A 21076-nucleotide genomic window follows, 5' to 3' on the forward strand; every position below is an offset into this window, starting at 1 on the left:
CGCTGAAGCGCCTGGGGATTGGTTCTGCAGGCAAAACCGCGACGGATTCTGCACCACTGCGCAGGCGCGTAAGGTAATTCAACAAACTTCTCTGCAATGGCCCTCAAGTGCCGGTAAAGTAAGCCATCTCTTGCCAGGGTACTCGGATGAATAGTGTGCGGATTTTGCACGGCCAGTTGCGGCCTGCATTGATGGGCTTGTTGATGGTGGTGGCCTGTGTCACCACCGTTCGAGCCGACGATGGCGTGGCGCTTACCAGCATCGAGCAGGTGCCGGACGGCGTGGAAGTGCGCGGCAAACAGGTCGCGGCCTATACCTGGGACGACCACCAAGGCAAGAACTTGCTGGTACTCGCCGAGCAAGTCAGCGAGCGTGATGACGACGGTACCCAGTCGGCATTTGTCTACGCGGCCCAGTATTTGCTCGGCGGCGACCGCCCCAAGCGTGTCTGGATGCTCTATGACGATGTGCAGCATTGCGAATTCGATGCAGGGCTGCGTTTTGACAGGGCGGCAACCAAGGTCACTGACCTTGCCGGCGATGGCATTACCCAGGCCACGGTGGGTTACTCGCGCACCTGCACCAGCGATGTCAGCCCGCGTGAGTTCAAGCTGATCATGCATGTCGGCAAGTCCCAGAAGTACCGCCTGCGCGGTGTCGATCGCGTCGGTGCAAGCTGGTGGGACGAGGATGCCGGTGCCCTGCGAGGTATGCCGCTGCCTACTGACTGCAGCGTTGCCGCACAGCAGGCACTGGTCAGCCAGTACAAGGAGCAGGGCACCGAGTTGCCGCTGCCGGGCTGTTATGGCGATGAAAGCGACTTTGCGAAAGCGCCGGAAAGCTACCTGGCGTTCATGCGTCAGCACTGGTTTGCACTGATGCACAAACAGGATGCCGACTGGAGCCAATCCCAGGCGCAACCTCAGGCTGAAAACCCGACCGAGGACGACGAATCGGCGCCGTGATGTTGTGCCGTGATTTGGTGCCAAGCCCGGTCCTGAGTTAGACTCGACCTTCGCCAATTCACTAAATACCTTGATTAAACAAAGGCTTGAATGAGGTATTTAATCCAAAGGCTGATCTACCTTGACTGAGTCTATCCGCAACCCACTGACCCTTTACCTCACCCGCTTGGCGCCCTCCAGCCAACTGACCATGCGCTACGTGCTGCAAGATGCCGCCGACCGCCTGGGCTATGAAGATATCAACCTGGAAGAGATCGACTGGCACCTGCTGCAACCCGAACAGGTGATTGCGCTGGTCGGCGCATTGCGCGAGGACGGCTGCGCGCCGAACACTTCTTCGCTGTATGTGAATGCGGTACGCGGGGTGATGAACGAGGCCTGGCGAATGAGCCTGATCAGCCAGGACCACCTGTTGAAGATGCGCTCGGTCAAGGCCACGCCAGGCACACGCCTCAGCCAGGGCCGTAACCTGCGCCGCACCCTGATCCGCGAAATGATGGAAGTCTGTGCCGCCGACCCACGCCCTCAAGGCCTGCGGGATGCCGCCGTGATCGGCATTTTGTATGGTTCAGGCATGCGCAAGTCGGAGTCGGTCAACCTGGACCTGGCGCAGATCAACTTCGATGAACGCAGCTTGCGTGTGATTGGCAAAGGCAACAAAGAACTGATCAAGTACGCCCCAGCCTGGGCGTTTGACAAGTTGCAGGCCTGGCTGGCGTTTCGTCGCGAGCAGCTCAAGGAAGGCGAGCAGGACGATAGCTTCCTGTTCAATCGTATTCGCCGTGGCAGCCATATCACCCGTGAACGCATCACCAAGCACGCGATTTACTACATCGCCCGTCAACGCGGTGAGCAGGTGGGCGTGAAGATCATGCCCCATGACTTCCGACGCTCGTTCATCACGCGGGTGATTGAAGAACACGACCTGTCGATTGCGCAGAAACTGGCGCATCACACCAATATCCAGACCACCGCCAGTTATGACGTGCGCGATGACAATGAGCGGCGCCGGGCGGTGGACAGGTTTGATTTGTAGTTCTTAACACAGCAAAGATTTTGGAGCCCCTCTGTGGCGAGCAGGCTTGCCCTGCGTTGGACTGCGAAGCAGTCCCAGTAAAGGTACTGAATTTCTCCTGAAAGAACTCAGTCTCTGAGTTTGGGGCTGCTTCGCATCCCAACGCAGGGCAAGCCTGCTCGCCACAAGAATGCCGTTGCCACACAGTCGCAATGAGTTAGAGAATCGGTTTGCCGCCAGTGACCGCGTACCGCGAGCCGGAGATGTAGCTGGCTTCGTCCGAGGCCAGCAGCACATAGATCGGTGCCACCTCCACAGGCTGGCCTGGCCGCCCGAGCGGTGTTTCGCTGCCAAAGCTCTGCACATCCTTGTCGGGCATGGTCGCTACAATCAGCGGCGTCCAGATCGGCCCTGGTGCCACACTGTTGACGCGAATACCCTTGTCACCCAGCAACTGCGCCAGGCCACCGGTGAAGTTGGCAATCGCGCCTTTGGTGGCGGCGTAGGCCAACAGGGTTGGCTTGGGCATATCGGAATTAACCGAACTGGTGTTGATGATCGAGCTGCCGGCTTTCATATGCGGCAGGGCCGCCTTGCAGATCCTAAACATCGCGGTGATGTTGATATCGAAGGTCTTGACCCATTCTTCATCCTCGATCTCTTCGAGGGTTTCGTGGGTCATCTGGAACGCGGCGTTGTTGACCAGCACATCGATGCGGCCAAACTGCTCGACGGTCTTGTCCACCAGCGCCTGGCAGTTGGTTTTTTGCGCGATATCGCCCGGCAACAACAGGCATTGACGGCCCGCTTCTTCGACCCAGCGTGCGGTTTCCTGGGCGTCTTCATGCTCATCCAGGTACGCGATGGCTACGTCGGCGCCCTCACGGGCAAAGGCGATCGCCACCGCGCGGCCGATACCGCTGTCGGCGCCGGTGATCAGGGCGATCTTGTTGGCCAACCGGCCGGAGCCTTTGTAGCTCTTCTCGCCGCAGTCGGGGTACGGGTCCATTTTCTTCTGGGTGCCCGGTACGGACTGGGCTTGAGGCGCGAAGGGTGGGCGAGGGTAGTCGGTCATGTCTAACTCCATAGAACGTCAAAGGTGCTATGGAGTTAGGTGTTTTGCCGCCCGCGATAGTTGTAATGGATGGGCCACGCCCCCGACGAATGGCGTCAATCACGCGCCAGGTGAGCCGGCAAACGACGCAGGGTCCATAAGGTCACCAGCATCGCCGCCACCGCACACAGCGCGATGCCGACCAGCATGGGCGCAGGTGTATGGTCGGCAAACACGCCAACCAGCGTCATGGACACGGCCGCCGTGATCATCTGGATAGCACCGAGCAGCGCCGAGGCAGAACCTGCCACTGCGCCGTGATCCTCCATGGACAACACCCCCGCGGCTGGCAATAACAGGCCGAGAAAACCGAAACCGATAAACAGCAGTGCCATCATCAAGGCGAGGTTGTCACTCCACAAGGTGGTGACGGCCAGCGCGCTCATAACCACCGCCACGCCGATCACCGACCCGCGAATCAGCGGCGCCAGGCCAAAACGCGCGCTCAGGCGTGCGGTCAGTTGGCTCATGGCGAAGAAGGACGCGGCGTTTACTGCAAAACACAGGCTGAATTGCGTAGGCGTCAGGCCGAAATACTCGATGTACACGAACGGCGCGCTGCCGATAAACACAAAGAACGTCGCCAAGCCAAACCCGCACACCACCGACAGGCCGGTGAATACCGGGTCGCGCAGCAAGGCGCCGTAGCTGCCGATCGCACTGCCCAGGGTCTTGCCCAGGCGGCGTTCGGCAGGATGGGTTTCGGGCAGTTGCACAAAGGTCATCACCAGGCACAACAGCGAAACCACTGCGAGCACCACGAACACTTCACGCCAGCTCCAGAGTGAAATCACCACGCTGCCGGCCAAGGGCGCGAGGATCGGCGAAACACTCATCACCAGCATCAGCAGGGCCATCAACCGTGCGGCTTCGTGGCCGGTGTACAGGTCACGCACCACCGCCCGCGGGATCACCATGCCGGCGCAGGCGCCAAAGGCTTGCAGGGCACGAAAACCAATCAGCACTTCAATCGTCGGCGCCAGCGCACAGCCGACGCTGGCCACCGCAAAAATCGCCAGACCCGCGTAAATCGGCGGCTTGCGACCGTACACATCGCTGATCGGCCCGTAAAACAACTGGCACACGCCAATGATCATGAAGAACACCGTCAGGCTCATCTGCACGGCCGCCGGCGACGCCTGCAGGCTGGCACCCAGGGTGGGTAGCGCAGGCAGATAGCTGTCGATGGCGAAAGGGCCGATGGCGGTGATCAACCCGAGCAACAAGGCGAGGTGGGCAATACTTCGAGACATGGGGGTTCCGGGTCACAGCAAAAGATCGGCCAGCTTAGTGAGCTGTACCTGGGCACACAAGATGATGCTTACACAGACGCTACATTTTCCTGCGGCTTGACTGATCTTCATAAAATAAAGATTGAATAATCACACTTAATGTTATTTAAATAACAAAACAAGAGCGCTACGACCTGCCTGGTCGTGCCGCAACAAGGTGAGATAGCAATGGGCAAGATCGCAGTCATCGGCAGCAACATGGTGGATTTGATTACCTACATCGACCGCATGCCGGACCAGGGCGAAACCCTGGAAGCGCCGGGCTTTGCCCTGGGGTGTGGCGGCAAAGGCGCCAACCAGGCGGTGGCGGCAGCCAAGCTTGGGGCGCAGGTGCTGATGCTGAGTAAAGTCGGTGACGACATGTTCGCCGACAACACCCTGGCCAACTTCCAGCGTTTTGGTATCGACACCCGTTACGTGCAGCGTGTGCCGGGCGTCTCCAGCGGCGTGGCGCCGATTTTTGTGCGCGCCGATTCCCATAACAGCATTTTGATCGTCAAAGGTGCCAATGCGCATTTGTTGCCAGCGGACATCGAGACGGCCGCTGCCGACCTGCGTGAATGCACGCTGATCGTGCTGCAACTGGAGATCAACCTGGACACGGTCTACTACGCCATCGAATTTGCCCGCCGTCATGGCATTACGGTGCTGCTCAACCCGGCGCCGGCCCTGGCCGACTTGAGTGCCGAGCACCTGGCGCAGTTGGATTTCCTGATTCCCAACGAATCGGAACTGGCGTTGATCACCGGTCGCGTCGTGGACTCGCCGGACTCGGCCCGCAGCGCCGCGCGTACGTTGGTGGCCAGCGGCATTCGCCACGTGATCGTCACCCTCGGCGAGCACGGCGCGCTGTACGTGGGCGCGGAGGGCGAGTTCCAGGTGCCCGGCCAGCGGGTGGTGGCCCGCGACACTACCGGCGCCGGTGATGCGTTTATCGGTTGTTTCATCCAGCACTGGAGCCGCGACGGCGCTATTCGCCAGGCCATGGAGCAAGCGGTGGCGTATTCCGCCTGTTCGGTCACAGCGCTGGGTACACAGACCTCCTATCCCGACGCCGAAGCGTTCGCCCGTTTCCAGCAACAGCGGTAAGACTCTCAACCCAGCCCGGAGAACAATAATGAACAAACCTGCGCTGCAACAGACACCCGATGGCTTCTATCTGAACCGCACGCCCTGGTTCGCGTTTATCCTGCTGTGCAGCATTTTTGCATTGTGGGCTGCAGCGGCGAGCATGAACGACGTGCTGATCGCGCACTTCAAGAAAGCCTTCCTGCTCAGCGATTTCCAAACCGCCTTTGTGCAGTCGGCGTTTTACCTGGGGTACTTTTTCGTGGCGATTCCGGCCGCGATGGTGGTGCGCCGCTTAAGCTACAAAAGCACCATTCTGATCGGCCTGTTGCTGTACATGCTGGGCTGCCTGTTGTTTTTTCCTGCGGCGTCCACCGCCAAGTACGGCATGTTCCTGCTGGCCCTGTTTGTGATTGCCGCCGGTCTGTCGTTCCTGGAAACCGCGTGCAATACCTATTCAACCCTGATGGGACCAAGGGAAACCGGGACGCGGCGCTTGAATATCTCGCAAACCTTTCACCCGTTCGGCGCCATGGCCGGGGTGTACGTGGGCAGCTTTGTGATGTTCAAGGACACCGATGCCACCACCGAGCAACTGACGCAGATGAGCGCCTCCGAGGCGGCGGTGCAGCAGTTGCAGATGATCCAGTCCACGCTGTTGCCCTACAAATGGATGATCGCCGTACTGGTGCTGATGTTTATCCTGATCGCCATCACCCGGTTCCCGGCCTGCAAGGGCAATAAGCCCGTCGACAATAAATCCGGCAGCCTGCGCCAAAGCCTGGGCCGACTGTGGCGCAACCCGCGCTTTACCTTTGGTGTACTCGCGCAGTTTCTGTACGTGGGCGCGCAGGTTGGTGTGTGGAGTTTCACCATTCGCCTGGCCATGCAGATGGGCGGCATGAATGAGCGCAGCGCTTCATGGTTCCTTTTGACGACCTTTGCCGCCTACTTTGTCGGCAAGATGATCGCCAACCTGCTGATGCGCCGCCTGCACCCGGCCCGGGTATTGGCGATTTACGGCGTGCTGTGCATTGTGCTGCTGGCCTACACCATCCTGGTGCCGAATATTTCGGCGGTGTATGCGGCGGTTGGCGTGAGCATTTTTCTCGGACCGTGCTGGCCAACCATCTACGGCCTGACCATCGATGGCCTGGGTGAGGACACCGGTGTCGGCGGTTCACTGCTGGTGATGAGCATTGTCGGTGGCGGGGTGATTCCGATCTTCCAGGGCCTGTTGTCTGACGCCAGCGGTGGCAACATGCAGTTGGCCTACAGCGTGCCGTTGCTGTGCTTTATCGTGATCGTGATGTATGCGCTCAAGTGCATGCGCCAGTCGGACAGCGTGCCGTCGGGTGCGGCGGCGGTGGCCTCATGAACACGCGTATCCCGCTGTATCCGGTGCTGTTCAGCGAGCAGGAAAAGGTCTTGCTACAGTCCGAAGACTTCAAGGTCAGCGCCTGGGTTTACCCGTCCGGCGTGCTGGCCGTGGGCCTGGAGAACAGCCGTGGACGCCTGGTGGTGTTGCCTTATCAAGGGCAGATGATCTGGTCGGCGGTGTTCGACGGCTGCGACCTGACCATGACCAACCTGTTCGAGCAGCCAAGGCCCAGCCCGACCGTCATTGATACTTATGGCTGCTTTATGTTTCACAGTGGCCTGCTGCGCAACGGTTGCCCGGCGCCGGATGACACCCATGCCTTGCACGGCGAAATGCCCTGCGCGCCCATGGACACAGCTTGGCTGGAAATAGGCGAGGGCGTTGTGAGCCTGGGTGGCACTTACCAATATGCCAAGGGCTTTGGCGATCGATACAGGGCAACCCCGAGCGTGACACTGCGCGCCGATTCAGCCCTGTTCGATATCGATATGGACGTCACCAACCTGGCCGGCAAGCCCATGGAACTGATGTACATGGCCCATATGAACTACGCCTATGTGGCCGGCGCGCGGTTTGTCGAGCCGCTGGGCATGCAGCGCCTGCGCCTGCGCACCAGCGTGCCGGACCACGTCAAGCCCACGCCTGACTGGAGCGCCTATATGGCGCAACTGGCCGAGCATCCGGCGCAGTTGGCGTGTCTCGACACACCGGCGTTGTACGACCCTGAAATCGTGTTTTTCTTCGACGACGTGGGCACAGACGCCAGCGGCCATGCACATTTTCTGCTGGACCACCCGAATGGTGCGGCGTTTTACACCCGTTATCGCCCCAAGGAGTTCGAGCACGCCGCACGCTGGATCCTGCACTCACCGGACCAGCAAGTGGCGGCGTTCGTACTGCCGTCAACCTGTGAACCCGAAGGTTATAACGCCGAAAAAGCCAAAGGTCACGTGCGTGTGCTGGCGGCCGGGGCCAGCGCTTCGTTCAGCGTGACCACCGGCTACTTGAATGCGCGGGAGCGCCAAACGTTGCTGGGTTAAACCAGCAATTGCGCGCCGCTGGCCTGGATGGCTTCTTTGTACGCTTGGGGGATTTTCTTGTCGCTGACCACGTATTGAAAGTCTGCAAGGCTGGCAAAGTGCGCAGTGCGCACCGTGTCGAACTTGCTGAAGTCCGCCAGCAGCACGCGCTGCTGGGCTTGGCGCAGGACCTTTTGCTTGACCTCGACTTCATTGAAGTTGAAGCAGGTCACGCCAAATTCCTGGCTGACGCCCGCCGCCGTCACAAAGGCCCACGTGAGGCGCACGCTGTCGAGAATGCTGCTTTCGGCGCTGCTTTCAAACACTTGGTTCTTGCGGTGAAAGGTGCCGCCGCACAGCACGATATGGCAGTTGGGCTTGTTCTGCAGCTTGAGCAACACGTTCAACGAGCTGCACACCGCGGTGAACTCCAACTCGTCGGGGATGAAATCAATCACAAACGGCGAGGTGGTACCGCAGTCAAAAAATACCGTGTCGCCGGGCTGTATCAACCGCGCAGCGAGTTTGCCGATGCGGCGTTTTTCTTCGACGTGACGCGTGCCTTGGTCGGCGACCCGGTAATCACCGGCCTCACTGCCGACCCGTGTGATGTAGCCACCGAGCAGGCGCAAATGCTCGCTGAAGTGGCTGAGGTCGCGGCGCAGGGTCATCTCGGAAACATCCAGCAGCGCCGCCATTTCCCGCAGGTGAATGGCGCTCTGGTCCTGCAGGGCTTGCTGGATAAGCTTGAGTCGCTCGGCTTTTTTACTGTCCACGGGCATTCCAGGGCTTGATTGTTTGTGTTAACTAAGTAACATTAATTGTGAATATTGTAACGTTTAATGTGAGCGCCGCAACACGCGGCACACCACCATTGGCAACATACAGGCAAGGGCACGTTATATGAATACGCTTCAACCCGCAGCATTGGCCAAGTACATCGATCACACCTTGCTGGCCCCCGATGCCACCCGTGAACAGATTCGCACCTTGTGCGAAGAAGCACAGGCGCACGGCTTTTATTCCGTATGCCTGAACTCGGGGCAGGTGCCTTACGCCGCGTCCTGCCTGACCGACGATCGCGTGGTGATCTGTGCGGTGGTGGGCTTCCCGTTGGGCGCCGGCCTGAGCGACACCAAGGCCTTTGAAGCCGAACGGGCGATAGCCGCCGGGGCAGGGGAGATCGACATGGTGCTCAATATCGGCTGGCTGAAGGAAGGCCTGCTTGAAGCCGTGCGCGAAGACATAGCCTTGGTGCATAAAGCCTGCGGCGCCGTGCCATTGAAGGTGATCCTGGAAACCTGCCTGCTCAGCGACGAACAAAAGGTCCAGGCCTGCGAAATCTGCCGGAATTTGGGCGTGGCATTCGTCAAGACGTCCACGGGGTTCAGCCGCAGTGGTGCCACAGTTGAGGACGTGGCACTGATGCGTAAAACCGTGGGTGCCAAGGTTGGGGTCAAGGCCTCCGGTGGCGTACGTGATTATGCGACGGCGCTGAAGATGATTGAGGCCGGGGCTACGCGTTTGGGCAGCAGTTCGGGGGTTGCGATTGTGGGTGGGGAAATGGCGGCGGTGGGTGGTTATTAAAACGCTGCTTATATAACTCAACTAAATAGACATTTAGTTGAGCTATAAAAAACCACCATAAAATCAAGGGAGCGGGCGATGATTCAACGTAAAGCAAGCGCACAAGACGTAATCAATGCGCTGGATCTCGAACCGCATCTCGAAGGCGGCTACTTTCGCAGAACCTATCAGGCGGACCATCGCGACTGGCTCGAAACCGCTGCAGGACCGCGTTACCTGATGACGTCGATCTACTATCTGCTGACCGAGCAATCAGCGGTGGGCCAGTTTCATTTCAATCAGTCTGACATCCTGCATTATTTCCACTTGGGCGACGCACTCGAATACAGCCTGATCCATGCGGACGGTTCATTGCAGACAGTCATCATGGGCAACGATGTTCTCGCAGAACAGTGTTTGCAATTGCACGTACCGGGTGGCATCTGGAAATCATCACGATTGCTGGACGGGACAAACGGATTTGGATTGATCAGTGAAGCGGTTTCGCCAGGATTTGATTTTGCCGACATGGAGATGGGAAATCGCCATAAGCTCACGACAGCGTTTCCACAGCATCGAGCGTTGATTGAAAAGCTGACGCGGGATGAGGATTGAGGGATGCGGATTCAATGGATTATCAGGTTGGAGGGAAAGCGTAGTCGGGAAAATGATGAAGTTCCGGTGAAGATTTATCCAGAACGTCCATATCAGAGGATTTTTTATGATTTTTCTGAATAACGATTAACGTAAAAAAGTCTAAAACCCTGTTATTTCTAACAGTACAAAAATAGAGTTGATTACCGAAGTATGGGGATTGTTGGAATGCTGTATTTTCTACACAAGGAGAACTCCCATGCCCGATTACACGGAACAACAACTCTTAGATCTTCCTAAAGAAAAACTGATAAATCTGACATCACAGCAATTGAAAAAGCGAGACGAATTACTGCGCGAGCAGCGAGAACGGGAAACTAATCCCGTCGATTGGAGCACCATGGATGAGGTTATAACGGTCTCACAGAAGTACGCCAAAGAAATAGAGGAGATGTACCAATCAGATGAGGACCTGAACTTTTCAGAAAACCTCGACCTGCCCGCAAAGCAATAGCCGCCACCTGATTGACAGTCAGGAAAATCAACATCCGCGCCGGTAACCGGCTAAGCCGGCTGATCTCAACCCAGACGGAAAACTCCAGAGATCACCAGAACTCTGGGGTTTTTCTTCGCGAGACGAATGCTAGAGATGTTATCTCACCTTGAGCCTCTGATTTCCCCAAAGCGTCTTTCACAGGCGCGGTCAATCAAACCTACAAACTGGATTCGCATTCTTGGTGATTGGAGTGGGGGGGGTGCTGTTACACCCCCACTTTAGTACGGAATCCCGTACCGGCCTGCAGTATCGTCGAGGCGAATTTGATCACTGCTTGGAGTCCCGCAGATGCATCTGGCAGATCAACAATAAAGCCAATGCTTTCGGGTTTTCGCGCCTGTAAAGAACCCAGATCGAGACGCAGCGCTTACTGACGTCGCAGCCGCCGAGCAACGCAGCAGTGAGCAATACGGCGGCATAGAGCTTCATGCAGATCTTCCTTGAGCACGGGTGGCGTTGGGACGAGTAAAGATCAAACCTGAGGGCGTTGCCATGTGGTGGGTGAAAACGATGAGGTTGCGGCGTACTGGCAACTGAGTGGTGATGATCAGTGAGAGGAGGAAAAGCCTGGAGACGCTGACTCAAAATCTGACGCGTACTGCTCCTGATTAAGTAACATCGTGTTACGCATAATGTATATTATGTTAAATTATGTATCACGCACTGGCGATGGTAAGTCAGCACCGCCACGCACTCAGTATGCAGCCCGCCCCGATCCAAGGCTGGCCCACGGTTCGCCAATCCCCCACGACGAACCGCACTCCGATTGGATTACAGCGTATAAGAAATGCCCATTTGCACCGTACGCGGCTCACCGGGATAAGCGTAGAAGTTCAGGAACGAGCCTTCGTCGTACTCACGGTTAAACAAGTTCTTCACGTCGAGGTTGAGTCTGACCTTTTCGTTGACCTTGTAATAGCTAAGCAAGTCGACAACGGTGTAAGCGCCCATCGAGAACGTGTCATTGGCGGTCTGCCCGGCACGCTCGGCTACGTATTTTCCACCTGCGCCAAGGCCAAACCCTTTGAGCGCGCCATCCTGAAACTCGTACACGTTGAGCAGGCTGAAGCTATTGCGCGGAATATTCGCCAGACGTGTTCCGGAGCGCACGGTCGTGTCCCTGGTCACTGCGGCATCCACATAGCCATAGCCACCGATCATCCGCCACTCGGGCGTCAGGTTGCCGGCCACGTTCAGGTCGAAGCCGCGGCTGCGGACTTGCCCTGTCGCGACATTGAAGGCCGAATCAACCGGGTCGACACCCTGGACATTTTTCTTCTCGATCTGGTAGATCGCCGCGTCGACGCTCAACTGACGGTCCAGCGCTTCCCACTTAACCCCCACTTCGTAGGACTTGCCCTTCTCCGGCTCGAATCCGCCGCCTTGACGACTGGCACCCGTGTTGGGCTTGAACGAGCGCGCGGCGTCCGCGTAGATCGCAACCGTGTCAGTGAGGTCATACATCACCCCGATGCGCGGAGTGACGGCGTTGTCGGCGGCGTTCCAGCTTCTCACACCGGGCACGTAGGATTCGTACTGGTGCTCGAAGCGCTCAAAGCGCGCACCGGCGAGCACCTTTAAACGCTCGGTCAGCGCCACTTGATCCTGGACGAAGGCGGCGTAAGTCTTGAGGTTTTCTTTGTCGTGGGTGGGCGTACGCGTCAGCGCCGGACGTGGCTGGCCATAGATCGGGTTGAAGATATCGATTGGGAAAGCCCCCGCCGCGCCGCTGGAACGTTGGATGATCGACTTGTAGTCGTAGTCCTCGTACTCGATGCCCGTCAGCAACGTGTGATCAAGGCCGCCCGTGGAAAAGCGCCCGGTCAGGTTCAGTTGATAGTCCTGGTCGGTCCAGTCCAGCTTGCGGTAGTTGAAGTTGCGCTGGAGGGTTCGCCCATCGGCGTTGAGGCTGGTGGCATTGTTTGCCTCAACACCATTGCCCTTCATCGTACCGTCCAACCACTGCATACCACCGCCCAGTGTCCAGTTTTCGTTGAGTAGATGCTCGAAGCGCACCTGAGCCATGTTGTTATCGTTGTGCAGGTTACCAGCGTACTTTTCACCCCAGAAGGTCTCACGGGACGGCGTGCCACGCTGGTTGGCGAAGCGGGTCAGACCGCGATCCAGCGGATGATTGTTACGCATGAAGTCGCCTTCGAAAATCACCTTGGTGTCGTCATTGACCTGCCAGCTCAGTACCGGCGTGACCCCATAGCGTTCGGTTGAGACATGGTCGCGGAAGGTGTCGCCGCCCTCTCCCACCACGTTGAGGCGATAGGCCAGGCGGCCTTGCTCATCCAGCGGGCCGGAGGCATCGAGGGTGCCGCGCTTCATGCCCTGATCATCCACCTGGCTACCCAATGTGGCCGTACGTTCAGGCAAAGGCTGTTTGGAGACCACGTTGAAAGTACCGCCGGGATCGCCGCGCCCATAGAGCATCGTCGCTGGTCCGCGAAGCACTTCAAGGCGCTCAATGCTGTTGGCGTCCGGCATGCTGGGGTAGCCCCGGTTAATCGGAAAGCCGTTACGGTAGAACTCTGCAGTTGTAAACCCACGCACCGTGAAGCTGGTAAGCCCTTGGCCACCGAAGTTGTTCGCTCGGCCGACGCCGCCGGCATAGTCCAGGGCCTCCTGCAGGCGAGTCGCGCCAATGTCCTCGACCACGTCCTTGGGCACGACGCTGATGGACTGTGGCGTCTCATGAATTGAGGTGTCTGTGCGCGTGGCACTGGCAGAGCGTGTGGCGCGATACCCTTTGACAGGCCCCTGAGCCGTCTCGGCGTCTACGTCTCCCGTGACGTTGATGGCTTGCAACTCAAGGCTGGCATTTTCGCTGCCGGCCACCTGCGCCCAGGCAACAGGGGCAACCGCCTGAAGTACGCAGAGAGAAATCAGGGTATGACGCATGGATTTTGGACCTAATGGATGAGCGGACGGGAAGGTAAACCTGCCTGGATTCGGGAGGCATGATATACCAGCAGATCTCATTTGCAACTCATTCTCATTTAAAGGTTTTCGAGTATCGGCTGTGTACCTCTGCCATCCCAGGGCCGGGATGGCAGGAGCAATTTCTCTAACCTGCTTCGACTGCCTTAAGGACCTTGTAGATCTCGGAAATCACCTGCCCCGTCGCCTGTTCAATCGCCCCTTCATTACGGCACAAAACCCAGCCCTGATCACCCGCCGCTCGCAAAAACGCCTGGGTACACTCGACATGCTCCTGCAGCGTATGGATCAACGTACTGCCCAACCCGCGCCGTCGCTGCGCGGCCCTTGACCATGAAATCTCGGGGTCGGTGATAACGCCCACATGCAGGTCTGGCACTCGTACGTGTCGGTCCAGGTTTAACTGCAATATGTCGGCGAACGGGACTGTCCGGCGAAACGCGGCATCTGAGGGGTACCAACGGTCTATCAGGATGATGCTGTCGGGCGGCTGTTTAGTCAGCACGTGGCGGGAAATCCAGAGCCGACTATCCGCAAAGCGCTCACACACTCTCCACTCCGAATCATCGGTGGGGTTTCTGGCGTGTGCGTTGACCAGGGCCATGGTTTCAGCCCTGTAGGGATCGCTTTTTCTCTCGCAAAGACGGATCACCTTTTTGTTGTCTGCCCGCAGTGCTTGGGTAACGGCTTCCAACAGCGTGGTTTTCCCCGTGCCTTTAGGCCCATCCAGGGAGACAAATAATGGACGATTCATGCTTCACGTAATGATGGATAAGTGATGAGCACCTTAACGTAGTTTGAAGCCGATGACGCTTGTCGATGCTATGGCTCACGCAGCAAAAAAGACGTGCCCCATGCCAACGGCTCCAACCCCAAGTGCACCGCCAGGCTCTGGCCGATATCGGCAAAGCTGGCTCGCTCGCCCAACCACCCCGCCGCCACGCCTGCACCATAAGCCAGTACGGGCACATGCTCACGGGTATGGTCGCTGCCCGGGCGCGAGGGGTCGCAGCCGTGGTCGGCGCTGATGATCAACAATGTCTGCGAGTCCATCAACGCCAGTAATTCCGTCAGCCTGCGGTCGAAGGCTTCCAGCGCGGCAGCGTAGCCGGCCAGGTCTCGGCGGTGTCCGTAGAGCATGTCGAAGTCGACGAAGTTGGCAAACACCAGGCTGTTGTCAGGTGCTTCCCGGTAGGCCTTGAGCGTGGCGTCGAACAGCGCGTCGTTGCCATCGGCCTTGTACAACCGGCTGATGCCTCGGTGAGCGAAAATATCACCGATCTTGCCCACCGCGTGTACGGTGCCGCCGACGTCGCAGAGGCGATCAAGCAGCGTTGCTGACGGTGGCGGCACGGTGTAGTCGCGGCGATTGCCGGTGCGCCGGAACTGGCCCGCGTGCTCGCCGGTGAACGGTCGGGCAATGACCCTGCCGACCGTGTATTCATCACATAAAGTACGGGCGATTTCACACACTCGGTACAGCGCTTCAAGGCCGAAATGGCTTTCATGGGCGGCGATCTGCATCACGCTGTCGGCCGAGGTGTAGCAAATCGGCTGCTGGCTGCGGATGTGTAATTCACCCAAATCGTCCAGCACCGTGGTGCCCGAGGCATGGCAATTGCCCAGGATGCCCGGCAACCCTGCCCGCTCGATCAGGTCGGCCAGTAGTTGGGGTGGAAAGGACTCGGTCGGCTGCTCGAAATAACCCCAGTCAAACAACACTGGCACGCCCATCATTTCCCAATGCCCGGACGGCGTGTCCTTGCCGGATGATTGCTCGCGCGCATGGCCAAAGGCGCCGATCGGTGTCGCGTCGCCCCAGTTGCCTGGCAGCGGGCCATTGCCACTGGCCGCCGCTGCGGCGCCCAATCCCAGCTGGCCCAGGTTCGGCAGGTTCAAAGGTCCCCGTCGCAATGGCCCATCGGCCTCACCACGGGCACAGGCTTCGGCGATATGGCGCAAGGTGTCGGCGCCGGTATCGCCAAACAGCGCGGCGTCGGCACTCGCGCCGATGCCCAATGAGTCCAGCACTAATACGATGGCCTTGCTCATAGGATTGCCTGGATCAATTCGCGCGCGGCCAGGCGTTCACCGCCCAGCCGATACGCTGCGCGCAAGGCGGATGCGCCCTGCCCGGCCTGCTCTTGGGTGCGCGCGTGAACCCAGCCCAGGGGCCGTTTTGCATTCACCTGTTCGCCGACGAAGGCCAACTCGCTGAAGCCCACGGACAGGTCCAGCACGTCGTCCGGATGGCTGCGTCCACCGCCCAATGTCACCACCGCCAACCCCACGGCGCGGGTGTCGATCTCGGTGACACAGCCCTCCTCCTCGGCCCACACCGGCACCGACACGACCGCCTTGGGTAAATGTTCATCGGGTTTGTCGGTAAAACCCTGCGGGCCGCCCAGCGCAACAACCATCTGCTCAAATCGCTGCAAGGCCGCGCCGCTCTGCCAGGCTTGAAGCAATTGATCACGGGCCTGAGCCTCGTCCCTCGCCAGGCCGGCCATCGTCAGTGCCTGTTTGGCCAGCGCCAACGTCACTGCCCACAGGCGTTCACTGCGCACCTCGCCCTTGAGCAAAGCGACCGCTTCAGCCACTTCCAGGGCATTGCCGGCACTGCGGGCCAGCGGCTGGTCCATGTCGGTGATCAGGGCGCGGGTGTTGACTCCGGCACCGTTGGCCACTGCGACGATGCTGGCGGCCAGAGCTCGCGCCTGCTCAGGCTCAGCCATAAAGGCGCCGTTGCCGGTCTTCACATCCATGATCAATACATCGAGACCGGCGGCGAGCTTCTTGCCGAGGATCGACGCGGTGATCAGGTCTATCGACTCCACCGAACCGGTGACATCGCGGATCACATACAAACGCTTGTCCGCGGGTGCCAGGTTGGCGGTCTGGCCGATGATCGCGCAGCCGACTTCAGCCACCACCGCGCGCAGGCGTTCGGTGCTGGGTTGGCAGTCGTAGCCGGGGATGCTTTCGAGCTTGTCCAGGGTGCCGCCGGTATGCCCCAGGCCGCGCCCGGAGATCATCGGCACGTAACAGCCACAGGCCGCCAGCAAGGGCGCGAGCAACAAGCTGATCATGTCGCCGACGCCGCCGGTGGAATGCTTGTCGACAATCGGCCCCGGCAGCTCCCACTTCAGTATTTGGCCGGAATCGCGCATTGCCTCGGTCAAGGCGATGCGTTCGCTCACGTCCATGCCCTTGATGAACACCGCCATGGCGAACGCCGCCACTTGCCCATCGCTAAGGCTACCGTCGGCAATGCCGGCGACGAACCGTTGAATGTCGATAGCGGCCAGGGCATGCCCGTCGCGCTTACGGCGAATCACTTCTTGTGGCAACCACATACTGTGCTCCTTACAGCGAAATGAAAAAGCCGACAATCGCCGCGCTCATCAGGTTCGAAAGCGTACCGCCGATCATGGCCCGCAGGCCCAGCCGCGCCAGTTCTTGACGCCGTTGCGGGGCGATACCCGTGAGGCCGCCCAGTTGGATGGCAATCGAGGACAGGTTGGCAAAACCGCACAGGGCGAAGGTGACGATCACTTGGGTGTGTGCCGACAACAGCGGCACCCCGGCTGCGGCGGCCTTGTCCGCGGTCAGGTAGTTGGCCAGGTCGGCATAGGCGACGAACTCGTTGAGCACCAGTTTTTCCCCGATAAAACCGCCGGCCAGCACTGCCTCATGCCACGGCACCCCGAGCAGAAAAGCGATCGGCGCCAACACGTGCCCGAGCACCAGTTGCAAGGTCAGCTGCGGGTAGCCAAACCAGTTGCCCGCCCAACCGAGCAGCCCGTTGAACAAGGCGATCAGCGCGATAAACGAAAGCAGCATCGCGCCCACCGCCAACGCCAGGCGCAAGCCGACCTGCGCGCCCTCGGCAGCCGCGTCGATGATATTGGTCGGCCGATTCTCGGCCTGTCCCAGCTCTTCAATCACCTCGTCGGTGCGGGCCGCTTCGGTTTCCGGTTCCATGAGCTTGGCCATCAACAACGCCCCCGGCGCCGACATGAAACATGCGGCGATCAGGTATTTGAGTTCCACCCCAAGCCCGGCGTAACCGAGCAGCACCGAACCTGCTACCGCGGCAAAACCGCCGACCATCACCGCGAACAACTCAGAGCGCGTCAGCTTGGCAATGAACGGCCGTACCACCAGCGGCACCTCCGACTGGCCGATGAAAATCGCCGACGTCACCACCATCGACTCGACGCGACTGGTGCCCAGCAGCAGACGCAGGCCGCCGCCCACCAACCGGATAATCCAGCCCATCACGCCGATGTAATACAGCACCGAGATAAAGCTGCCGAAGAACACAATCATCGGCAACACCCGGATAGCGAATACAAACCCGCCATTTCCGAACACTTCAAACATATGCGGAGAACTCAAACCGCCGAACAGAAACTCGATGCCTTTGTTGGCGTAGAGCTGCAGGGAGGCTACCGCGCCCGACAGCGCGGCGAGCACCGTCTGGCCCCAGGGCACGTACAGCGCAAAAGCGCCGATCAGGACCTGGATCACAAAGGCGACCGAAACCGTGCGCCAGTTGATCGAGCGTCGCTGGTGGGATAAAGCAATGGCAATGACAATAAGGGTCGCTATTCCGACAAGACTGATCATGCAGGCGTCTCAATAATGGACCGAGCGGACACAGGCCAATTGGCCTGCCCAGGATTAGAAAGCGTCGAAAGCACCCGGCAACAATTGCGCCAGGGTCCAGGTACGCGTGGCGGCCGGGTCACTGCCCTGGCAAATCACCACTGCATCCTTGGCCATCAACTCCAGCATCACCTGGCGGCAGGCACCGCAAGGGCTTATCAGTGAAACGTTGGGTGCGTAAACCGCGATGGCCCTGAAACTGCCCGGCGCATGGCCCTGGCTGATGGCACTGAACAAGGCGCTGCGTTCGGCACAATTGGTCAGCCCGTAGGAGATGTTCTCCACGTTGCAGCCCAGTACGACCTCACCATCGGCGGTCAGCAATGCCGCGCCGACCGGAAACCTGGAATAAGGTGAATACGTACGCTCGGCCGCCCGCTTGGCCTGTTCCATCAAACGCTGTTCAATTGTCATTTACAGGGTGCATCCCATTTTTTGCGAGCACGTCCAGGAAGGTCGTGACGCTCTTATGGGTGTTATTAAAATAACATTTGATGTGAATACTCAATCTTTATTTTTAGCCGTGAGCGAAAGTTGGCTTGGCCTGCGCCGATAGTTGCAACAGGCCACACGCGCCAAACGCCCTCTATGCAACTCCCAACCCCAAACTCTCGCGCAACGTCGTGCCTTCATACGCCGTGCGATAAACCCCGCGCTCTTGCAACAACGGTATGACTTCCTGCGTAAACCGCGTGAACTGCCCCGGATGCCCAATATAAATATTGAACCCATCCACCGCCCGCGCATGGAGCCAATCGGCCATTTTTTTCGCGACAGTATCCGCCGTCCCCACAAACGCCCCCGGCCGCAGTTGCCGGCCAAATTCAACCGTCTGACGCAAGGTAAACCCCTTCTCCCGCGCCTGATCAGCAATGCGCTTGGCATTGGTAAAAAAGCTGCTGCGTGCAGCCTCCAGACTCTCCTGCGGAAACGGCGCATCCAGGTCGTATTGGCTGAAATCATGCCAGCCGAAATTACGCCCAAACTCCTTCAGTGCCAGCTCAAAACTATGGTCAGCCTGATGGTAATACTGCTCGATTTCACGCGCATGCTCGTCGGTATCGCCTACATAGATTTCCGCGCCGGGCATCACCAGTAACTGCTCCGGGTCGCGCCCGTGTTGCAGCGCCCTGCCCTTTATATCCCGGTAAAACGCCCGGCCCTGCTCGATGCTGGCGGCGTGAGTGAAGATCACATCGGCGGTGGCGGCGCCCAGGTCGCGGCCTTGTTCCGAGTCACCGGCCTGGAAGATCACCGGCTGGCCTTGGGGCGAGCGCTGGATATTCAGCGGGCCGACCACTGAAAAGTGCTCGCCCTTGTGGTTCAGGCTGTGCAGTTTGCTGGGGTCGAGAAACTGGCCCGTCGCACGGTCGCGCACGAAGGCGTCATCCTCATAGGAATTCCACAAGCCCTGTACCACCTGGACATGTTCGGCGGCGCGGCCGTAGCGGGTGTCGTAGTCGTAATGCTCGTCACGGCTGTAGTTGCCGGCGGTGCCAGCGTCACCGCTGGTGACCACGTTCCAGCCGGCGCGGCCTTTGCTGATCAGGTCCAGGGAGGCCAAGCGCCGTGCCACGTTGTAGGGCGAGTTGTAGGACGTTGTCAGTGTGCCGACCAAACCGATATGCCGTGTGCTGACGGCCAATGCCGATAACAGGGTCAGCGGCTCCAGGCGATTGAGGTAGTGGGACGGCGAGCCGGGCGTGATGAACTGGCTGTCGACGATGAACATCAAGTCGAACAGTGCGGCCTCCGCCTGGCGGGCAATGTCGATGTACCAGTCGACGTTGACGCTGGCATCGGCCGGTAACTCGGGGTCAAGCCATAGGTTATGGCGGCCGGGGCCGCCGCAGCCCATCGTCAGGGCGCCAAGTTTCAGCTGTCTTTTAGTCATTTGTTCAGTGTTCCTTGAAGCGTTTTGGCCACGGCGGGTTGCAAGGCGGCCGCGAATGAATCGTCGAACAGGCTGGCCGCCGAATAGGACTTGACCAGGCCTTGGCTGGCAAAAAAGTCCACGGTCTTTTGCGCTTCCACCGGTGACTGGGCCGTGACCGGCTCAACCGTGGTGCGCGCGCGGGCAAACCAGGCGCGGGCGATGTCGGCATCGGCGCGGGTACGTTTGGCCCAGGCATCCGCATACGCATCGGCATTGGCCGGGCTTTGGCGTGTCCAGTCGCGGGCCTTCTTCAAGCGCTGCAGAAAGTCGCTGATGGGTGCGCGTTTGCTCTCCAAGGCCTTGGTGTTGGCGGCAATAAAGCTCTGCGCAGGTATCAACCCCTCAGCCGTCGCCAGCACCCGTGCGCCTTGGCGTTCCTGCTGGGTAACGTAGGGTTCCCACGTCGCAATGACGTCGACTGAGCCGCCCTCCAACGCATGGGAAGCGTCCAACGCGCTGAGGTAGCGCAGTTCCAGTGAGTCACGCGGCACTCCGGCTTTGTCCAGCGCCGTCATCAGCAGTTGCTGGCTCCAGGAGCCTTTCCAGATGGCCGCACGCTTGCCGGCAAGGTCGGCAAGGTCGGCAAGGCTGTGGATCGAGGAGTCTTTTCTGACCAGAATCGCCACGCCTTCGAGGTTCTGTCGGCTGATGCCAATCACTTTGATCGGCGCGCCGAGTGCCCCCAGGAACAACACCGGCGCATCCCCCAGCAGGCCGATGTCCAGGCTGTTGGCATTCAGCGCTTCGGCGACGGGCGAGCCGGCGGTGAATTGTTTCCATTCCAGGGTGTAGGGCAGGTCGTTGAGCACCCCCGCTGCTTCCATCACGGCCTGGGCGTTGTAGCTTTGGTCGCCTACCACCAGCGTTTGCGCGTGCGCAGTCAGGCATAGCAAGGCGGCGGTCATCCCGGCCGTCAGTGTTGTCAGGTAACGCACGTTTTTCTCCAGAAGCCT

Annotated in this window: 20 protein-coding genes; 8 read left to right on the forward strand and 12 right to left on the reverse strand. The window is 59.3% G+C overall.

Annotation, left to right across the window (positions count from 1 at the left end):
- Positions 1-146 precede the first annotated feature (146 nt).
- On the forward strand, positions 147-965 hold the full coding sequence (locus GIW48_RS20010; protein WP_170037390.1) for a M949_RS01915 family surface polysaccharide biosynthesis protein: 819 nt from the start codon (positions 147-149) through the stop codon (positions 963-965).
- A 121-nt stretch (positions 966-1086) separates the two neighbouring features.
- Positions 1087-2001, forward strand: a complete 915-nt coding sequence (locus GIW48_RS20015) for a site-specific integrase (RefSeq protein ID WP_099549753.1) — start codon at positions 1087-1089, stop codon at positions 1999-2001.
- A 196-nt stretch (positions 2002-2197) separates the two neighbouring features.
- Here GIW48_RS20015 and GIW48_RS20020 read toward each other — a convergent pair whose 3' ends face one another.
- Both GIW48_RS20020 and GIW48_RS20025 read right to left on the reverse strand, forming a co-directional pair.
- Positions 2198-3055 carry an SDR family oxidoreductase gene (locus GIW48_RS20020; RefSeq protein WP_017135712.1) on the reverse strand — a complete coding sequence of 286 codons (858 nt, stop codon included), beginning with the start codon at positions 3053-3055 and terminating at the stop codon, positions 2198-2200.
- Positions 3056-3150: 95 nt separating this feature from the next.
- Complete coding sequence (locus tag GIW48_RS20025; protein ID WP_017135711.1) at positions 3151-4347, reverse strand: multidrug effflux MFS transporter; 1197 nt, start codon at positions 4345-4347, stop codon at positions 3151-3153.
- 207 nt (positions 4348-4554) lie between these two features.
- Here GIW48_RS20025 and rbsK point away from each other — a divergent pair, with 207 nt between their 5' ends.
- From rbsK to GIW48_RS20040, 3 genes are read left to right on the forward strand one after another with little or no spacing between them, the layout of a single operon-like run.
- On the forward strand, positions 4555-5475 hold the full coding sequence (gene rbsK / locus GIW48_RS20030) for a ribokinase (protein WP_170037387.1): 921 nt from the start codon (positions 4555-4557) through the stop codon (positions 5473-5475).
- Positions 5476-5503: 28 nt separating this feature from the next.
- Complete coding sequence (fucP, locus tag GIW48_RS20035) at positions 5504-6832, forward strand: L-fucose:H+ symporter permease (RefSeq protein WP_017135709.1); 1329 nt, start codon at positions 5504-5506, stop codon at positions 6830-6832.
- A complete protein-coding gene (locus tag GIW48_RS20040; protein WP_138451775.1) occupies positions 6829-7875 on the forward strand; it encodes an aldose 1-epimerase family protein in 1047 nt (348 codons plus the stop codon). Before fucP ends, GIW48_RS20040 begins: the two co-directional genes overlap by 4 nt.
- Here the strand turns inward: GIW48_RS20040 and deoR are convergent.
- Positions 7872-8630 (reverse strand): DNA-binding transcriptional repressor DeoR, encoded by a 759-nt coding sequence (gene deoR / locus GIW48_RS20045; RefSeq protein WP_017135707.1) that lies wholly within the window; start codon positions 8628-8630, stop codon positions 7872-7874. The two genes, GIW48_RS20040 and deoR, sit on opposite strands and share 4 nt — an antisense overlap.
- Before the next feature lie 127 nt (positions 8631-8757).
- Here deoR and deoC point away from each other — a divergent pair, with 127 nt between their 5' ends.
- The 3 genes from deoC (at position 8758) to GIW48_RS20060 (ending at position 10528) form a co-directional block, all read left to right on the forward strand.
- A complete protein-coding gene (gene deoC / locus GIW48_RS20050) occupies positions 8758-9441 on the forward strand; it encodes a deoxyribose-phosphate aldolase (protein ID WP_170037384.1) in 684 nt (227 codons plus the stop codon).
- A gap of 78 nt (positions 9442-9519) precedes the next feature.
- Positions 9520-10035, forward strand: coding sequence for a cupin domain-containing protein (locus GIW48_RS20055; protein WP_170037381.1), 516 nt, complete (start codon positions 9520-9522; stop codon positions 10033-10035).
- 238 nt (positions 10036-10273) lie between these two features.
- Positions 10274-10528: a hypothetical protein gene (locus GIW48_RS20060; RefSeq protein WP_170037378.1), complete on the forward strand. Its 255-nt coding sequence runs from the start codon at positions 10274-10276 to the stop codon at positions 10526-10528.
- 309 nt (positions 10529-10837) lie between these two features.
- On the opposite strand, the gene GIW48_RS20065 is transcribed toward GIW48_RS20060, so the two are convergent.
- The 9 genes from GIW48_RS20065 to GIW48_RS20105 all read right to left on the reverse strand — a co-directional run bounded on the left by GIW48_RS20065 (position 10838) and on the right by GIW48_RS20105 (position 21058).
- The gene (locus GIW48_RS20065) at positions 10838-10999 is read right to left on the reverse strand and encodes a hypothetical protein (RefSeq protein ID WP_170037375.1); all 162 of its coding nucleotides are present in this window, start codon (positions 10997-10999) and stop codon (positions 10838-10840) included.
- A 342-nt stretch (positions 11000-11341) separates the two neighbouring features.
- Entirely contained in the window at positions 11342-13477 is a 2136-nt protein-coding gene (locus tag GIW48_RS20070; RefSeq protein WP_236460647.1) for a TonB-dependent siderophore receptor, read from the reverse strand.
- Between the two features lie 166 nt (positions 13478-13643).
- On the reverse strand, positions 13644-14270 hold the full coding sequence (locus tag GIW48_RS20075; RefSeq protein WP_177033030.1) for a dTMP kinase: 627 nt from the start codon (positions 14268-14270) through the stop codon (positions 13644-13646).
- A 68-nt stretch (positions 14271-14338) separates the two neighbouring features.
- Positions 14339-15568, reverse strand: a complete 1230-nt coding sequence (locus GIW48_RS20080) for a phosphopentomutase (protein ID WP_236460646.1) — start codon at positions 15566-15568, stop codon at positions 14339-14341.
- Positions 15565-16872 carry a thymidine phosphorylase gene (gene deoA, locus GIW48_RS20085; RefSeq protein WP_236460644.1) on the reverse strand — a complete coding sequence of 436 codons (1308 nt, stop codon included), beginning with the start codon at positions 16870-16872 and terminating at the stop codon, positions 15565-15567. Before deoA ends, GIW48_RS20080 begins: the two co-directional genes overlap by 4 nt.
- A 10-nt stretch (positions 16873-16882) precedes the next feature.
- The gene (locus tag GIW48_RS20090; protein WP_017135630.1) at positions 16883-18148 is read right to left on the reverse strand and encodes a NupC/NupG family nucleoside CNT transporter; all 1266 of its coding nucleotides are present in this window, start codon (positions 18146-18148) and stop codon (positions 16883-16885) included.
- Between the two features lie 54 nt (positions 18149-18202).
- Positions 18203-18601 carry a cytidine deaminase gene (locus GIW48_RS20095; RefSeq protein ID WP_236460642.1) on the reverse strand — a complete coding sequence of 133 codons (399 nt, stop codon included), beginning with the start codon at positions 18599-18601 and terminating at the stop codon, positions 18203-18205.
- 172 nt (positions 18602-18773) lie between these two features.
- Entirely contained in the window at positions 18774-20081 is a 1308-nt protein-coding gene (locus GIW48_RS20100) for an LLM class flavin-dependent oxidoreductase (RefSeq protein WP_236460641.1), read from the reverse strand.
- Positions 20078-21058: an ABC transporter substrate-binding protein gene (locus GIW48_RS20105; protein ID WP_236460640.1), complete on the reverse strand. Its 981-nt coding sequence runs from the start codon at positions 21056-21058 to the stop codon at positions 20078-20080. The genes GIW48_RS20100 and GIW48_RS20105 overlap by 4 nt, the downstream gene beginning before the upstream one ends.
- Positions 21059-21076: the final 18 nt, after the last annotated feature.

Source organism: Pseudomonas sp. PA-6-3C, from assembly GCF_021605825.1.
Lineage (GTDB): Bacteria > Pseudomonadota > Gammaproteobacteria > Pseudomonadales > Pseudomonadaceae > Aquipseudomonas > Aquipseudomonas edaphica.

Coding starts and splice junctions, on each gene's coding strand:
- GIW48_RS20010 (WP_170037390.1), top strand. CDS start 147: ATGAATAGTGTGCGGATTTTGCACGGCCAGTTGCGGCCTGCATTGATG.
- GIW48_RS20090 (WP_017135630.1), bottom strand. CDS start 18,148: ATGATCAGTCTTGTCGGAATAGCGACCCTTATTGTCATTGCCATTGCT.
- GIW48_RS20065 (WP_170037375.1), bottom strand. CDS start 10,999: ATGAAGCTCTATGCCGCCGTATTGCTCACTGCTGCGTTGCTCGGCGGC.
- GIW48_RS20070 (WP_236460647.1), bottom strand. CDS start 13,477: ATGCGTCATACCCTGATTTCTCTCTGCGTACTTCAGGCGGTTGCCCCT.
- GIW48_RS20080 (WP_236460646.1), bottom strand. CDS start 15,568: ATGAGCAAGGCCATCGTATTAGTGCTGGACTCATTGGGCATCGGCGCG.
- rbsK (WP_170037387.1), top strand. CDS start 4,555: ATGGGCAAGATCGCAGTCATCGGCAGCAACATGGTGGATTTGATTACC.
- GIW48_RS20095 (WP_236460642.1), bottom strand. CDS start 18,601: ATGACAATTGAACAGCGTTTGATGGAACAGGCCAAGCGGGCGGCCGAG.
- GIW48_RS20025 (WP_017135711.1), bottom strand. CDS start 4,347: ATGTCTCGAAGTATTGCCCACCTCGCCTTGTTGCTCGGGTTGATCACC.
- GIW48_RS20055 (WP_170037381.1), top strand. CDS start 9,520: ATGATTCAACGTAAAGCAAGCGCACAAGACGTAATCAATGCGCTGGAT.
- deoC (WP_170037384.1), top strand. CDS start 8,758: ATGAATACGCTTCAACCCGCAGCATTGGCCAAGTACATCGATCACACC.
- GIW48_RS20060 (WP_170037378.1), top strand. CDS start 10,274: ATGCCCGATTACACGGAACAACAACTCTTAGATCTTCCTAAAGAAAAA.
- deoA (WP_236460644.1), bottom strand. CDS start 16,872: ATGTGGTTGCCACAAGAAGTGATTCGCCGTAAGCGCGACGGGCATGCC.
- GIW48_RS20075 (WP_177033030.1), bottom strand. CDS start 14,270: ATGAATCGTCCATTATTTGTCTCCCTGGATGGGCCTAAAGGCACGGGG.
- GIW48_RS20100 (WP_236460641.1), bottom strand. CDS start 20,081: ATGACTAAAAGACAGCTGAAACTTGGCGCCCTGACGATGGGCTGCGGC.
- GIW48_RS20020 (WP_017135712.1), bottom strand. CDS start 3,055: ATGACCGACTACCCTCGCCCACCCTTCGCGCCTCAAGCCCAGTCCGTA.
- GIW48_RS20040 (WP_138451775.1), top strand. CDS start 6,829: ATGAACACGCGTATCCCGCTGTATCCGGTGCTGTTCAGCGAGCAGGAA.
- fucP (WP_017135709.1), top strand. CDS start 5,504: ATGAACAAACCTGCGCTGCAACAGACACCCGATGGCTTCTATCTGAAC.